The organism is Litchfieldia alkalitelluris, from assembly GCF_002019645.1.
Lineage (GTDB): Bacteria > Bacillota > Bacilli > Bacillales > Bacillaceae_L > Litchfieldia > Litchfieldia alkalitelluris.
Window position 1 is genome coordinate 847,939 of record NZ_KV917374.1, and the last position, 16,781, is coordinate 864,719.

Sequence of the window (16,781 nt, forward strand, 5' to 3'; positions counted from 1 at the left end):
CTGAGCATGTCTAGCTTTTAGTATATGATTTATAATTAGTGGTAGGTAATAATCTCATGCATCGTGCCATGTTTCTTCAGTGGGTACTCCTTTTAAATTTAATCTCCTTAATTCCTTCAAGTAAGATTGCCTTTTCCATTCTTCCTTTTTAAGATTCAATTTGTTGCGTTAAACCCAAGTTTCATCCTTTACTGTTTCCATTTATTCATAGCGTGTTAAATAGGTTATCTATATCTGAAAGTGAGAGTGATCGAGTTGCCCCGAGTTGCAAGGGTGAAAAGTAGAAGTGGAATTTATCACATTATGTTGAGAGGTGCGAATAAACAGGAGATTTTTCATGATGATGAAGATCGTCTTAATTTTCTTCGTACGGTTGAAAGGTATAAGGGTATTTCAGGGATTTATATATATGCATGGTGCTTAATGAGTAATCATGTTCACCTTCTTTTAAAAGAGGGCGAAGAAGAGATTTCAGTGACGATGAAGCGGATTGGTGTAAGTTTTGTGCAAGGGTATAATTTCAAGTACATGACAACAGGTCATCTATTTCAAGACCGTTTTAAAAGTGAAAATGTAGAGGAAAGAAGTTATTTACTAACGGTGATTCGATATATTCATCAAAATCCAGTGAAGGCGGGAATGGTGAATAGAGTTAACGAATGGAGATGGAGTAGCTGTCACGAATATTATGGGGGAACGACGCACCATCCGATGAAATTACTTGATAGTCAATCAGTATTTGAACTATTCTCGTCAGATAAACAAGTTGCGGTTGAGAGATTTAAAGAATTTAATGAAAGAAAAAATACCGATGTTGGTTTAGACGAAGAAGTTACTAGAAGTAGTAGACTATCAGATGAGGAGGCTCGGCCGATTATTAAAAGGGTGCTCGGTCAGGTTGAGATAGCGAAAGTAAAGAGCTTGCCTAGGGTACAAAGAAATGAACATTTGCGAAGAGTGAAAAGAATTGAAGGATTATCACATCGGCAGGTTGCAAGAATATTTGGGGTCTCGCCGAGTTTGGTTTTTAAGGCGTGAGAATGAGAGAGTGGGTGGGAGCGCAGGGGCCGGTTCTCATGCTTCTTCTTTTTGCACTTTCTTAGCTAGGAAATATAAGTACCGTCCCATTGCTCCACCCCAGAAAAGGAAGCACGAGAACCGTCCCGTTGCTCCCCCCAGAAAAGGAAGCACGAGAACCGCCCGTTGCTCCCCCCAGAAAAGGAAGCGCGAGAACCGTCCCCCTGCTTCCAACAAAAAGGAATAGATTAATAGGTTGGTTTTGTTTTATAATGGGTACTATGTATGAAATTGAATAGTAGAAGGGATAGGATTTAAAGATGATAGATATCCATTGCCATATCCTACCTGGAGTAGATGATGGTCCACAAAGTATGGTTGCTGCGCTTGAGATGATGAAGCATGCGTCCAATGAAGGAATTCGAACGATTATCGCGACCCCGCATCATAATAGTAAGTACAGCAATGCGAGAAATACTATTTTTGACCGGGTTGATGAGTTAAATGAACTGATTAAGAAAGAAAATATAGATTTAAAGATTTTACCTGGCCAAGAGCCTCGAATTTATGGTGATATGGCTGTTGGTTATGAGCAGAGTGAACTATTGACGTTGAATAATACCCATAAATATCTGTTTGTGGAACTGCCATCCAACCATGTGCCGCGCTATACGAAGCAACTTTTATTTGATCTTCAATTACAAGGGCTTCAACCGATTATTGTTCATCCAGAACGAAATCAGGAAATTATCGAAAACCCAGATGTGTTATACAAGCTCGTTGAAAGTGGTGCAAGCACACAGGTAACTGCCTCAAGTGTGACAGGTCATTTTGGTAAAAAAATTCAAAAATTCTCGCTGCAACTGATTGAAGCAAATCAAGCTCACTTCATCGCATCTGATGCACATAATCTGAAAGGCCGCACATTCCTTTTAAGAGAAGCTTATGAGAAAATTGAAAAGGAATACGGAATCGATATGGTTTATTTATTCCAGGATAATGCTGAGGTATTAGTAGAAGGAAAAACAATCTATCGAGATATTCCTGTTCAGGTGAAGCGGAAGAAGTTTTTGGGCATATTTTAATAACGATCTCTTAACACCACATATAGTGTGGTGTTTTTTAGTGCGGGCATTCCTCTTTATTAAATTATTAATAGAAAACAAGCTTGTTATCATCACCTCCCTAATATACTAGTAAAAACCAATATCCCATCCCATTCCCATCATCCCAATTTTGTCACTTTCAACTGACATTTATTGTTCTCAATCGAACGAAAATTTTCTGACATTTCATTATATGATGTTATCAGGAGGGACAGTTGATGATTAGAGAAGAAAGACCGGCTGTGTTGTTGAACCTTCTTACTCAAAGTAAGCAGGTCACAATGAACCAGCTAATTGATCAAACCCAACTAAGTAAGCGGCAAATTTCCTATGATCTTGAGAAGATTAATTACTGGCTTCAAACGGAAAAATTGCCCCCAATCATGTATAAGCGTACCCAGTGGATTTCGGTTCCAGATGCTGTGAATCAGTATTTATTAAAAGAAAAAAAGGCAGTTAAACAGCATCATTTCATTGTTTCAGATGAAGAACGTATTTATCTCATTTATTTATTTCTATTTATTAGGTTAGAGCAAATTTCTTCAGCCCATTTGACTGACTTATTAAAAGTCAGTAAAAACACGGTCGTATCTGATGTCAAAAAGCTGAATGAAAAGCTGGCTTCTGCCGTGGTAAGAGTGGATTACTCGAGAGAACGTGGTTATCACTTAAAAGGATCTGAGTTTGATAAAAGGGTGGTGGTGCTGCAGCATATATCCCAACTTTTGAAGAAGCCTTATGGTCACGAATTGCTTGAGCATGTCCTGAAAAAAGGGAATTCAGAGAATTGTTTTTCTAAAATGAAGACAGTATTACAGACTGTTGAGAGGGACTTTGAACTGCATTTTGTGGAAGAAAGATTACGAGATTTCACTTATTTTTTAGTGTTTTATTTTTACAGGCAGCAGCAAGGGAAGATGGTCCGGCTTCACCATGATGAGTTGGAGGTGCTCATCCATAATAAGATGAAAGAACCTGTCGAGAAGCTTTTCGCTTTGTTAGATCTGAAGAAAGATGTGTCAGAGCTTTGTTATATCATCATCCAGCTGTTGGGCCTATCTCGTGGGAATTTAGCCTTTCAGCATGGTGATCGAGATTTGGTGTTTGAGTTGTGTAAAAAAATCGTAGTTGACTTTGAATCGATGGCATGTGTGACATTTGAAAATAAAGCAGATGTAGTGGAAACCTTGTTTCAACATGTGAAGCCTGCCTATTTTCGAATGAAATATCGGATTCCGATCAGTAATCCTTTATTGAAGCAAATTCAAACCGAGCATCATGAGCTTTATACAATTGTCAAAAAGCTATTATTACCGGTTGAAACGCTGCTAAATATTTCGATTCCGGAGGAGGAAATAGGTTTTATCACGATCCATTTTGGTGCATTGCTGGAAAAACCGAAACAACAAAACACAGAGCGTAAAACCGCGATTATCGTTTGTCCAAGTGGTATAAGCTCTTCACTCATGGTGAAATGTCAGTTAGAAGCGTTATTTTCTGAAATCACAATTATGAAAACGCTATCATTAAGTGAGTTCGAGAAGGAATATGTGGGGCAATATGATGTGATTTTTTCAACTGTGCCTTTAAAGCAGCATTATCCTTACTTTCTTGTCAAACCAATTATGACACCCTCTGAAAAAAACACACTTGTCAATGAAGTGTATGGACAATTTTTTCATGTGAAGCATCATGATGTTTCTGCACATCAGTTTTTAAGATTGATTGAAAACTATGTGGAGATCAAAGATGAAGCGGGATTGAAGAAAGCATTGAATGAGCTTACGATTTTGAAAAAGGTTAATTGCAGGAGGAAGCAACCTATGTTGAATGAGTTACTAACAGAGGAGACGATCCAATTCGCTCAGGGTCTAGCGAGCTGGGAGGAGGCAATCCAACTGGCTGCACAGCCATTACGTGTGAAAGGGGTCATTGAAGAGACATATGTGGAGGCGATTATAGAGAATGTAAAGGAACTGGGGCCTTATATGATTATTGGACCCGAAGTAGCGATTCCTCATGCACGGCCTGAGAAGGGAGTCAATCAGGTTGGGATGAGCTTCTTAAAGCTCGAGGAGCCGGTCTATTTTTTAGGGGAAGAAAAAAATGCAGTGAAGCTGTTGTTTTGTATTGCGGCAGTCGACCACTCAACCCATTTAACGGCACTATCTCAGCTGACAAAGTTATTAAGTGATAAAAACAATTTAGAAACGATTAAGCAAAGTCATTCTACCGAAGAAGTTCTTCAATTAATTCAGGAGTATTCAAAATAAGATAAGGAGGGATTATTGGTGAAAATTTTAGCGGTGTGTGGTTCAGGATTAGGAAGTAGTTTTATGCTTGAAATGAATATTGAGGATATTTTAAAGGAGTTAGGTGTCACTGGAGTGGAAGTCGAGCACTCCGATTTAGGGTCAGCAACGCCTGATATGGCTGATGTCTTTTTTACGGCAAAGGATATTGCTGAAGGGGCGTCACATTTAGGAGAAATGGTCGTGCTTGAGAGCATTATCGATATGGATGAATTGCGGGAGAAGTTGAAGGCAGTTTTACAAGAAAAAGGCTATTTGTCATAAGATTCATGAACAATGTAACACCTATTATAAGGGAGGTATTTGAATATGGGTGAAAGATTCCTAAAGTTAATGATGGACATCTTAAGTCAGCCTGCGGTGTTAATTGCATTAATCTCTTTTATTGGTCTTGTTCTTCAGAAAAAAGTGTGGAGTGATATTATCAAAGGTACAACGAAATCCTTCCTCGGCTTCATCGTGATCGCAGCTGGTGCCGGAATTCTTGTTGGCTCACTTGAACCGTTTGGAAAGATGTTTGAGGTGGCCTTTAATGTGAGTGGGGTTGTTCCTAATAATGAAGCGATTGTGGCGATGGCATTAACGAAATATGGTACTGCAACTGCACTTATTATGTTTTTTGGGATGTTCGCCAACATCGTGATCGCACGCTTGACTCGCTTTAAATATATCTTTTTAACTGGACATCATACTCTTTATATGGCTTGTATGATTGCTGTTATCCTGGTCGTTGCAGGGTTTTCAGGCGTCTCTCTTGTTATTCTTGGATCAATTGTTCTAGGGTTTACAATGGCGATTTTTCCAGCTATGGCACAGCCTTTTATGCGAAAAATAACCGGACATGACAATGTTGGATTTGGGCATTTTTCAACAATTGGTTATGCATTATCTGGGTTAGTAGGGAAAGCAGTTGGAAAAGGCTCGAAGTCAACGGAGGATATTAAGTTTCCAAAAGGACTTGGGTTTTTACGTGATAGCTCAGTAACGATTGCGTTAACGATGTCGATTATCTATGTGATTATCGCTCTTTTTGCAGGGGCAGATTTTGTAGAAGCAGAGTTAAGTGGTGGTACTCATTTTCTTGTATTCGCATTATTGCAAGCGGTTACTTTTGCGGCTGGTGTGTTTGTGATTTTAGCAGGGGTTCGCTTGGTTTTAGCTGAAATTGTACCGGCGTTTAAAGGAATTTCAAATCGCTTGGTGCCAAATTCGAAGCCGGCATTGGATTGCCCAATTGTATTCCCATATGCACCAAATGCGGTGTTAATCGGTTTCTTCTGTAGTTTCTTAGGTGGAATTGTTGGGATGTTCATCCTTGGTTGGGCGGGCGCGATCATTATTTTACCAGGAGTGGTTCCGCACTTCTTCACTGGAGCAACGGCGGGAGTATTCGGTAATGCAACAGGTGGGGTACGCGGGGCAACGATTGGTTCTTTCGTGAATGGATTGCTGATTACCTTCATTCCAGTATTCTTAATGCCAGTTCTAGGGGACTTAGGATTTGCGAACACAACATTCTCTGATAGCGACTTTGGTGCTACCGGAATTATCCTTGGAAATCTAGTAAACTGGTTCGGAGCAACAGGTGTCTGGATTGTGGTGATTGTTGGAACATTGTTAGCGATTCTGCCAGGGTTCTTTAAGAAGGATAAGAAAACGGGTATGAGTGCTTAGTTGTTAAAAAGTAGGTGGGAAAGCTGATCAAGTTTTCCCACTTGTTTTACCAGAAAGGAGGTTACAGTATGGAGCTTGCAAGATTTCGAGATTCTATTCGACTTTTGACGTTAAAAGAGCTGCATCATCTCGGATTTGGGCACTATGGCGGGAGTTTATCAATTGTTGAGGTGTTGGCCGTTTTATATGGAAAGGTGATGAAATTGAATCCGGCGGAACCTGATTGGGAGGGACGGGACTATTTTATTCTCTCCAAAGGGCATGGGGGACCAGCGCTGTATGCGACACTTGCGCTGAAAGGGTATTTTCCAGAAAAAGAGCTGTATACGTTGAATAAAAACGGAACGTCGTTGCCATCACATCCAGATCGGAATTTAACGCGTGGAGTGGATATGACGACGGGGTCACTAGGGCAAGGAATTTCGGTAGCAGTTGGAGTAGCACTTTCTCATAAATTGTCGGCAAGAAAAAATTACACGTATTGTGTGGTTGGTGATGGTGAGTTAAATGAGGGCCAGTGCTGGGAAGCATTCCAGTTTGCCGCCCATCATAAGCTGAATCGATTGGTTGTGTTTATTGATGATAATAAAAAGCAGTTAGATGGTCCGACAAAGGATATTATTGATCCGCTCGATTTTGAGGAAAAGCTGAGAGCGTTTGGATTTTATACGATGAAGGTCGATGGCAGTTCATTGGAGGAAATTGAGGCAGCTATTGGGCGAGGGAAAGTGGAGTCACAGGGAATGCCTATTGGAATTGTGCTTGATACGATAAAGGGACAAGGTGTGCCCTTTTTAGAGCAAAAAGCGGATAATCATCATGTTCGACCAAACGCAGAGGATGAAGCAGCGATTTTGGAAATGATTTCGGAGCTTGAAAGACGAGTGGAGAGGGTGGAGCAATCATGATCGAAGCGTCGTCGAAGTTGTATGAGTTAGAGAATATTGAAATGCGCCAAATGTATGCTTCCACAATCTTAGCTCTTGCGAAAAAGAATCCTGAGGTGATTGCGCTTGAAGCGGATTTAATGAGTGCGATTTCGACCAATAAAATTATCAAGGAGATACCGGAACAAATCATCAATTGCGGAATTATGGAAGCGAATATGATGGGGGTGGCCGCAGGGTTATCGATCACAGGGAAGATCCCATATATTCACACGTTTGCTCAATTTGCGACAAGAAGAGCGTTTGATCAGTTGTTTGTGTCAGGGGCATATGCACGATGTAACTTGAAAATCGTTGGATCTGATTCAGGAGTGACTGCAGAGCATAATGGTGGAACACATATGGCGTTTGAGGACCTGGGGCTTGTTCGGTTAATTCCAGGGGCGACGGTGTTTGAGGCAAGTGACTCGACGATGTTGGGGTATTTATTAAGAAGTATTGAAAAAGAAAGAGGCATTCACTATATCAGGACAGTCCGGAAAAAAGCGATGAAGCTCTATCATGAGGGAGAGACTTTTGAAGCGGGGAAAGGAAAAGTGTTGCGTGAGGGTAATGATGTCACGTTGATTGCGAGTGGAATCATGGTTGCGGAGTCATTAGCTGCGGCTGAGTTGCTTGAAAAAGAGGGGATCTCTGCTGCAGTGATTGATATGTTTACAATTAAGCCGATTGACCAAGAATTAGTCGTCAAATATGCGGAGAAGACAGGACTCGTGATCACGGCAGAAAATCATAATGTGATTGGTGGACTAGGAAGTGCGGTGGCAGAGGTGTTAGGAGAGCATTGTCCAACACCGATGTACCGAATTGGTGTGAGAGAGCAGTTTGGGCAGGTTGGGGTGACGGAGTATTTGAAGAAGTTTTATAAGTTGAGGGCTAGTGATATTGTGGAGGTGGTGAAGTGTAGGGTTGAAGGGTGAGTGATTAGTAGCAATACCTTGTAGCGGAGAGTTGTAACCCGTTCGCTAGAGAGGGAGAAAATACGAAATAACACGCCTTTTAGAGATGGAATAAGCACGCTCATTCGCATCTCTTTTTTTGTTGATATATCAACGTTTTATAGGGAGTTTTGAGGTCTTAGCAGAGGATTGGCACACTAATTAACAAAGAATATAGCAGGTGCACATTAATTTATGTACCGTCTGCAAAAAGGGCCTAATTGGTTTGTTAAAAAATATTTATAATACTGATTCACTTTAATTATTTACGATAAGCTTATACAACTAAGATCAGTTATGTGGAATAAGCAAGTCGGAGATACGTAGAAGACATATACTGCACAGTAAATAGAAATAGAGGGAGAAATTCCCCTTAATTCATAAATAGCATTGATAATAACTTAAATAGAGGGAGAAATTTCTCTTATTGACTAGTAATACTTAAAAATAGGTAATTTTGCTTTATATAAGGGCAAAAACTCCCTCTATTTTACCTAAAAATAGCTCTAATATGCAATTAACGGAAAAATCTCCTCTTATTTATTTATTGCTAGTAAGGACATGCCATTTTATTTAAAGAAAGTAGGTGAAGGCGGGTACTTATTTTGTTAGAACCTCATTTAGATGCGTCTGGTAAACCACATCACAAGAAATAAAATGTAGATAGAGTTCAATTTTAAACAGTGGTTTTTTTCGAAAAAAGTTTATAAATTCAAAGCAAACGGATCAGATTTTCTTTATCTTGTCCTTTTCTTGTATTGTTATTTGTATTGCTAATTAGATTTCTAAAACAATTGCTAATTAACCTGCTGATTAACGTTTTCTCCATCTCATCCGAACTACTTACAGAGGGGGGCAGGGTATTTGGTTTGAATTCACTTTATAAAATAATCGGAGCAATCCAAAAAAGAGAGGGTATTTTGTCGAAATACACCATGATTCGAGGGTGAGGTGACCTTTGGCTTTAAAACAAACGTTTGATTGAGATGCGGAAATGGGCATGGTTGTTCTTGTACAATTGTTTAAAGGAATGTGACAATAATTGATGGGAGATTATTTTCTTGGTTTTTGTAGAAGTTTGTCACTAGTGTGGAAGGGTAAAGCACACAAACTTGATAAAACATGATTGTTGGGAATATCAAAAAAGAAGCGTGAGAACCGCCCCGCGCTTCCCCGGCGAAAAAGAAGCGTGAGAACCGCCCCAGCGCTTCCCCGGCGAAAAGGAAGCATGAGAACCGTCCCACTGCTTCGATAATTTTTGGGTTATTAGGTATAATAATGGTTATAATTTACTTTTGATACTTGACGTGAGAGTGTTTGTGTTGAACAATAGCAGTATTGCATTCTAATTATGGAATTGAGGTACATATGATGAAAGGTATTATTTTAGCAGGTGGAAGTGGAACAAGGCTTTATCCACTTACGATGGTTACGAGTAAGCAGTTATTACCGATTTATGATAAGCCGATGATTTATTATCCTTTATCTACATTGATGCTTGCGGGTATTCGTGAGATTTTAATCATTTCGACTCCAGAGGATACACCTCGATTTGAAGCATTGCTTGGTGATGGTTCACAGTTTGGGATTTCTCTTCAATATAAAATTCAGCCAAGTCCAGATGGGTTAGCTCAAGCATTTATTATCGGGGATGAGTTCATTGGGAATGATTCTGTTGCGATGATTTTAGGTGATAACATTTATTACGGCAGTGGTATGAGAAAGATCCTTCAACGAGCAGCACAAAAGGAAACCGGTGCGACTGTGTTTGGGTATCATGTGAATGATCCTGAGCGCTTTGGTGTGGTTGAATTTGATCAGGACGGAAGAGTATTAAGTGTTGAAGAAAAGCCAGAAGTACCGAAGTCTAATTATGCGGTGACAGGTCTTTACTTTTACGATAATCGAGTGGTTGAGATTGCCAAAAATGTGAAGCCGTCTGCGCGTGGTGAGTTAGAGATCACATCAGTGAATGAAGCGTATCTTCAGGCAGGACAATTAGAGGTAGAGTTACTGGGTCGTGGCTTTACATGGCTTGATACAGGTACACATGAAAGCTTATTCGCTGCGAGTAATTTCGTTCGAACCGTTGAAGAGCATCAAGGTGTGAAAATTGCTGCACCAGAGGAGATTGCTTTCATCAATGGTTGGATTGAGAAGGAACAGCTGTTAAAATCTGGCGAATTGTTCTCGAAATCTGGGTATGGACAGTATTTATTAAAAGTAGCTAATGGTGAAATAAAATATTAGGAAACTTTTCTGAAAAGAGTCTTGCTTGTGGAATGAGCTGAGAGCCACCTGACCCCTGCGGGATCTAGCGGCCTCGTGAGACCCCGCAGGAGCTCAGAAAGCGATGAGGAGGCTCAAGGTCCGCCCCGCGGAAAGCAGGTGGATCGCAGCGATTGGAACTTTCCAAACTAGTGATTTTCAGGACAGACTTTCATGCAAATACGGAAGTAGCAAAGTATTAATAGAAAAAAGGTGATATTGTGCAAGTTGTAAAAACTCATATCGAAGGTGTATTAGTAATCGAACCGAGTGTGTTTGGTGACCATCGTGGATGGTTTATGGAAACGTACAGTGATTCGAAATTTAAAGAAGCTGGAATCGATTTAAACTTTGTTCAAGATAATCAATCGTTTTCAGCGACAAAAGGGACCTTACGTGGTCTTCATTATCAGTTGAATCCGAAGGCACAAACAAAATTAGTTCGCTGTACAAAAGGATCTATTTTTGACGTGGCCGTGGATATTCGAAAAGGAAGCCCGACGTATGGTCAGTGGTATGGAATTGAATTATCTGCAGAAAATAAGAAGCAATTATTAGTTCCGAAAGGCTTTGCTCATGGATTTATGACATTAACAGATGATGTTGAGGTTCAATATAAGGTGGACGAGCTCTATGCACCAGATTGTGACCGCGGAATCATTTGGAACGATCCAGATATCGGGATTGAATGGCCAATGGATATCACTCCAGTGTTATCAGGAAAAGATGAAAAAGCGCCTTTCTTAAAGGATGCCGAAGTGAATTTTCAATATGGTGAAAAAGCATGAAGATCTTAGTAACTGGTTATACAGGTCAGCTTGGCTATGATGTGGTGAAGGCCGGCGAACGTCGCGGCTATGAGATGCATGGAGTGGGATCTGCCGATTTGGATCTTACCAATCAGCAAGCTGTAAAGGAATATGTGGAAACGTTACAGCCTGACGCGATTATCCATAGTGCTGCATATACGGCCGTTGATAAAGCGGAAGATGATCGTGAAGCATGCTGGAACGTGAATGTGAATGGGACAAGCTACATTGCTGAAGCTGCAAAAACGGTTGGCGCTAAATTCATGTATATTAGCACAGATTATGTATTTGATGGACAAGGTGAGGAGCCTTTTCTTGAAACCGACTCGACGAATCCGGTTGGGTATTATGGGTTAACAAAGCTTGAAGGTGAAAAGCGTGTTCAATCGCTGCTTGCTGATCATTTTATTGTTCGAATTTCTTGGGTGTTTGGATTAAATGGAAATAACTTTGTCAAAACGATGCTTCGATTAGCGGAAACGCGACAAGAGTTGAATGTGGTCGGTGATCAATATGGATCTCCTACATATACGTTTGATTTGGCGAGACTATTGCTAGATATGATTGAAAGTGAAAAATATGGCACGTATCATGCATCAAATGAAGGCTTTTGTAGCTGGGCGGAATTCGCTAGGGAAATCTTTAAGGTGGCTGAAAAAGATGTCAAGGTTTCTGCAATCACGACTGAAGAGTATCCAACACGCGCGGTTCGACCAAAGAATTCACGCATGTCAAAGCAAAAGCTAGTTGATGCTGGTTTTAGTCCATTACCAACGTGGCAAGAAGCATTAAAACATTATATGAATGAATTATCTTTAGAGGTGAAATGATGACAAGAGAAAAGGTTTTAGTAACTGGTGGAGCTGGATTCATTGGAGGAAACTTTGTTCAATATATGGTGGACAAATATCCGAATTATGATATTTATAATTTAGATTTATTAACATATGCGGGTGACATTACGAAGCATACTGGAATTGAGAAAAAGGATAACTATCACTTTATAAAGGCGGACATTGCGAATCGTGAAGAGATATTTTCTCATTTTGAAGAAAAGAAATTTGATTATGTGATTCATTTTGCAGCGGAAAGCCATGTGGACCGTTCAATAACTGAGCCGGAAATTTTTGTGGTCACAAATGTACTTGGTACTCAGGTGCTTTTAGACGCAGCAAAGCAGATCGGTGTGAAGAAATTTGTTCATGTATCAACTGATGAAGTGTATGGAGAATTGGATTTTGATCCAACGACATTTTTTACGGAAGAAACACCACTTCAACCAAATAGTCCTTATAGTGCAAGTAAAGCATCTTCGGATTTGTTAGTACGTGCATATCACGAAACATTTGGTTTGCCTGTGAATATTACTCGTTGTTCAAATAACTATGGACCATATCATTTCCCAGAGAAGTTGATTCCATTAACGATTTCTCGTGTATTGAATGAGCAAAAGGTACCTGTTTATGGTGACGGTAAAAACATTCGTGACTGGTTACATGTACTTGACCATTGTTCTGCGATTGACTTAGTTATGCATGAAGGTGCAAATGGTGAGGTTTATAACGTTGGTGGACATAATGAACGTACAAACCTTGAAGTGGTTAAAACAATCATCAGTACGCTTGGCAAGTCAGAGGATTTAATTGAGTTTGTAACGGATCGTTTAGGACATGATAAGCGTTATGCGATTGATCCAACAAAATTAGAAAATCTAGGCTGGAAGCCAACGTATAACTTTGAAACAGGTATTGCCCAAACGATTCAGTGGTACCTTGATAACAAGGACTGGTGGGAACAGATTATTAGTGGGGAATACCAAAATTACTTCGATAAGCAATATACTTTGAAATAAGTTGTAGAAAAGAGCCATTTGTTAAAAGAATGGCTCTTTATTTGTGAAAGATAAGAAACAACCATGGCTACGTTTTACTTGTAAAATTCTGGAATGCCACAGGTGTTGATACTGTGGTGTTTTTCGTATTGGATTTTTGTTGATTTTTGGCGTAGGAATAGGAATTCTAGACGGAGAAATTCCGGTTAATGTATCTAGTATGGGCTTAAAGGGCAGATATAACCGGAGATATTCCGGTTAACGTCTCTAATATATAACTGAATCTAAAGATTAGGTTCATATAAGCGGAAAAACTCCGGTTATTCTTAGGGAAATGTTGATATTTCCCAATATAAGCGGAATTTTTCCGCTTAAATTCTCAACCACAGTGAAATCAAATCAACAAGATAGGACACAGCCATTTAACAAGAGTCTCGGGGGACCCAGCAGAAGCCAAATTGCGACGAGGAGGCTCCCGGACCGCAACGGTGGTGGTATCCCGAGAGTGGATCGCAGCGAATGGAACCTTGCTACACGTAGTATTTTTCAAGATGAATTTTTAATTGCTTTGCTCCTTAGGGACATTGTTAATGACCAAAGGGGAATCTAGTATATCTAACTATTTTAAAAGCTAGTAAAAACTGGCTAATTTATATCTGATTTTTTTGTTCATTTTATGCTAGACTAATATAATGAAAAAATTTTTCAATTAGATTAATAGGGAGATTAGTACGATGGGAAGAATCAGGTTATTAATTATTATGTTGCTTTTGATCAGTTTTATTTTACCGTCAAAAGTGATTAGTGCGAATGAATTAGCACTGACAACGACTGAAGTTGAGGAACCTAGTGATGTTTCTCCAGTTGTTGAAAGTGAGGAAATTCCTCCGGTGATAGAGGAAGAAAAGATGTCTGTTAACTATTCGGTATTCGTTCAGGAGGATGGCTGGCTCGATGTCGTTTCTAATGGCCAAACGGCAGGGACTGAAGGACATGGTCAACAAATAGAGGGACTACAAGTTTCTTTAGAAAATGCTCCATATCAAGGCGGAATTTCTTATCAAACTTTTGTGAATAAGGTTTGGTTGGATCTTGCTGCTGATGGAGAAACTAGTGGACCAGTTGGAGAAAGTACTCTCGTTGAAGCGATTCAACTTAACTTAACTGGAGAAATGTCCACGTATTATGATGTGTATTATCGTGTCCATGCTCAAAATTATGGTTGGCTAGATTGGGCTAAAAATGGAGAGCCTGCGGGTACTGATGGGTTTTCTAAAGCATTGGGAGCCGTAGAGATTGTTTTAGTTGAAAAAGATGGACAAGCTCCTGGTCCGACTGATTTATCATTTTTAATAAAGCCATCTGTTTCATATACAACACATGTGCAAACTTACGGTTGGAAGCCATCTGTTTCAGATGGTGCGATGAGTGGAACAAGTGGTGAATCAAAACGGTTGGAAGCTATTAAAATAGAGCTCTCTAATTTGTATAGTGGGAATATTACTTATTCTACCCATGTGCAAAGTTATGGTTGGATGGATCCGGTATCAAATGGTGAATTATCTGGTACATCAGGCCAAAGTAAACGGTTAGAAGCAATTACAGTCGATTTAACTGGTGAAATCTCAGAATACTTTGATGTGTATTATCGAGTTCATGCACAAACCTTTGGCTGGTTAGGATGGGCAAAAAACGGAGAAACGGCTGGGACGGAAGGGTTGTCAAGACGATTAGAAGCTATTGAAATCGTTCTTGTTGAAAAAGGCGGACAAGCTCCCATTTCTACGAAAACAGCGTTTATAAAGAAACAATCTGTATCATATACAACACATGTGCAAACGTTTGGATGGTTGGATCATGTGACAAATGGTGCAATGAGTGGAACAAGTGGTCAATCAAAGCGCTTAGAAGCGATTAAAATTAACTTGCCCGATACTAGTATAAGTGGGGGTATTAGTTATTCGACCCATGTTCAAAGCTTTGGTTGGCTAAACCCTGTATCAAATGGGGAGTTATCAGGCACATCAGGTCAGAGCAAACGTTTAGAAGCGATTAAAATAAATCTGACCGGTGAGATTGCCCAATATTATGACGTATATTATCGGGTTCATGCCCAAACCTTTGGCTGGTTAGGATGGGCCAAAAATGGTATGAATGCTGGTACCGCAGGTCTTTCAAAGCGCTTAGAAGCGATTGAAATTAAATTAGTGCCAAAGGGCCTAGGGATATCTGTTAGTGAGAATGATGCTTATAAAGTTCAGGAACCAATCCTTGTCTTTTTAGATCCAGGGCATGGTGGTCGGGATCCAGGTGCCACTGTTGGCGGATATCGTGAAGCCGATTTAAATCTAAAAGTAGCGAAAAAGGTTCAAACTCTATTACAAAATCAAGGCATTAGAGTAAAGATGTCACGTCAAGGTGATACGTATGTTGAATTACTGAATCGTTCCATCATGGCAAATGAAGCGGGAGCTGACATCTTCATAAGTATTCACCATAACTCATCAGGATATGGAACAACGATGATTCAAGGAATTGAGACTTATTATTATGAAGTTGAGAAAGATTATCCTTCAAAAATAAATGCTGATATGCATGATGATCCTGAGCGGATTTCTAAGAGTATTACACTTTCTAACTTCATCCATGAAAATATGGTGAGTTATACTGGCGCAACAGACCGGGGTGTGGAGGGAGAATCGTATTCCGTTACACGTGAAGTCAAAATGCCAGCTACTTTATTGGAACTTGGTTATTTGAACAATTCGAGTGAACTAAAGAAAATCACAACAGATTCATATCAAAACCAATTAGCCAAAGCCATTGCTGATGGGATTATTGAATATATTAAAACATATTAATAGACATTTTTTGTAAAAGGCTGTTTTCGTAAACTTTGTTGCTTGTAAAGGTCTCTTATAGTCACTATGAACTTGGTAGAGTGGTATCTTTTCTTCCTAAATGATAACCATAACATCAAGTGAAATAGTGTATCCTTCCTAAAAATAAGCCAATTAGCAACAATCTTTCATAAAAGAGCCTGTAAAAGAAGAAAGAGTCATTCGCTAGACACTGAGGAAAATCTCGGTGTCTATTTTTATACTAAAAATGTTTATATTCTTTCATGGTAATTTCATATCAGTGTGCGATTTTATTCATATTTTGGTCATAATTTTAAGATAAATTAAAGTTGTATTTGTAAACTGGACGATTTTACTAAGGTGGCATATAGACATGAGTAAAAATAAAATGTTTGGCTATATGATGGTTGGCGCTTTATCAGTTGGGATTGTTGGTGGTGTTTGTGTTACAGCATTTGCTGCATCCGAAACCACAGCAACCGAGGGACAGGCCGTTGCTGTGAAAACCACGCTCGATGATGTAACCAAAGAGAAGGTTCAGGATATCATGGATGAGCTCAAGATAAATCTGTCTGAGTTGGGTGTGGAGATTCCGGAAAAGAAAAGCCGAGGTGATCTGTTTTCTGCTTTAGACGAAGAAACAAAAGTGAAGGCTAAAAATATCATGGAACAGAAAAAGGAAGGTACAATTACTTCTGAAGAAGCAAAAACACAGTTAGCTGAATTAGGAATCGAGCTGCCTGTAAAGGGCGATAAGCGTGGTAATATACTTACTGGACTAGATGAAGAAACAAAGGAAAAGGCTCAGTTGATTTTAGCAGAAAAGAAGGCAGGAACAATTACTTCAGAGGAAGCTAGTTCAATTAGCAGAGCTAGGTTTAGAGTTTCCTATAAAAGGTAATAAAAATAGAGAATGGTTTGCTGATTTAGATGCTGAAACGAAGGAAAAAGCCGAGTCGATTTTAGAACAAAAGAAAAGTGGTGCAATCACTTCTGAAGAAGCTAAAACTCAGTTAGC

Annotated in this window: 13 protein-coding genes; all 13 read left to right on the forward strand. The window is 39.6% G+C overall.

What is annotated here, in order from left to right; genetic code table 11:
- Positions 1 to 273: 273 nt before the first annotated feature.
- The 13 genes from BK579_RS03970 (at position 274) to BK579_RS26255 (ending at position 16,664) form a co-directional block, all read left to right on the forward strand.
- Positions 274 to 1,038 (forward strand): transposase, encoded by a 765-nt coding sequence (locus BK579_RS03970; RefSeq protein ID WP_235848334.1) that lies wholly within the window; start codon positions 274 to 276, stop codon positions 1,036 to 1,038.
- Positions 1,039 to 1,337: 299 nt separating this feature from the next.
- Positions 1,338 to 2,102, forward strand: a complete 765-nt coding sequence (locus BK579_RS03975) for a tyrosine-protein phosphatase (protein ID WP_078543681.1) — start codon at positions 1,338 to 1,340, stop codon at positions 2,100 to 2,102.
- Between the two features lie 239 nt (positions 2,103 to 2,341).
- Positions 2,342 to 4,396, forward strand: coding sequence for a BglG family transcription antiterminator (locus BK579_RS03980; protein ID WP_078543682.1), 2,055 nt, complete (start codon positions 2,342 to 2,344; stop codon positions 4,394 to 4,396).
- A gap of 18 nt (positions 4,397 to 4,414) precedes the next feature.
- A complete protein-coding gene (locus BK579_RS03985) occupies positions 4,415 to 4,699 on the forward strand; it encodes a PTS sugar transporter subunit IIB (protein WP_078543684.1) in 285 nt (94 codons plus the stop codon).
- A 45-nt stretch (positions 4,700 to 4,744) separates the two neighbouring features.
- On the forward strand, positions 4,745 to 6,109 hold the full coding sequence (locus BK579_RS03990) for a PTS ascorbate transporter subunit IIC (RefSeq protein ID WP_078543686.1): 1,365 nt from the start codon (positions 4,745 to 4,747) through the stop codon (positions 6,107 to 6,109).
- Between the two features lie 68 nt (positions 6,110 to 6,177).
- On the forward strand, positions 6,178 to 7,017 hold the full coding sequence (locus BK579_RS03995) for a transketolase (RefSeq protein ID WP_078543688.1): 840 nt from the start codon (positions 6,178 to 6,180) through the stop codon (positions 7,015 to 7,017).
- Positions 7,014 to 7,976 (forward strand): transketolase family protein, encoded by a 963-nt coding sequence (locus BK579_RS04000; protein WP_078543690.1) that lies wholly within the window; start codon positions 7,014 to 7,016, stop codon positions 7,974 to 7,976. The genes BK579_RS03995 and BK579_RS04000 overlap by 4 nt, the downstream gene beginning before the upstream one ends.
- Before the next feature lie 1,389 nt (positions 7,977 to 9,365).
- Complete coding sequence (gene rfbA / locus BK579_RS04005; RefSeq protein ID WP_078543692.1) at positions 9,366 to 10,244, forward strand: glucose-1-phosphate thymidylyltransferase RfbA; 879 nt, start codon at positions 9,366 to 9,368, stop codon at positions 10,242 to 10,244.
- 239 nt (positions 10,245 to 10,483) lie between these two features.
- Positions 10,484 to 11,050, forward strand: coding sequence for a dTDP-4-dehydrorhamnose 3,5-epimerase (gene rfbC, locus BK579_RS04010; protein ID WP_078543694.1), 567 nt, complete (start codon positions 10,484 to 10,486; stop codon positions 11,048 to 11,050).
- Entirely contained in the window at positions 11,047 to 11,901 is an 855-nt protein-coding gene (gene rfbD / locus BK579_RS04015) for a dTDP-4-dehydrorhamnose reductase (RefSeq protein WP_078543696.1), read from the forward strand. Before rfbC ends, rfbD begins: the two co-directional genes overlap by 4 nt.
- Positions 11,901 to 12,923, forward strand: coding sequence for a dTDP-glucose 4,6-dehydratase (rfbB, locus tag BK579_RS04020; RefSeq protein ID WP_078543698.1), 1,023 nt, complete (start codon positions 11,901 to 11,903; stop codon positions 12,921 to 12,923). Before rfbD ends, rfbB begins: the two co-directional genes overlap by 1 nt.
- A 713-nt stretch (positions 12,924 to 13,636) precedes the next feature.
- Positions 13,637 to 15,763 carry an N-acetylmuramoyl-L-alanine amidase gene (locus BK579_RS04030; RefSeq protein WP_078543702.1) on the forward strand — a complete coding sequence of 709 codons (2,127 nt, stop codon included), beginning with the start codon at positions 13,637 to 13,639 and terminating at the stop codon, positions 15,761 to 15,763.
- Positions 15,764 to 16,136: 373 nt separating this feature from the next.
- Positions 16,137 to 16,664, forward strand: a complete 528-nt coding sequence (locus BK579_RS26255) for a hypothetical protein (RefSeq protein WP_235848335.1) — start codon at positions 16,137 to 16,139, stop codon at positions 16,662 to 16,664.
- Positions 16,665 to 16,781: the final 117 nt, after the last annotated feature.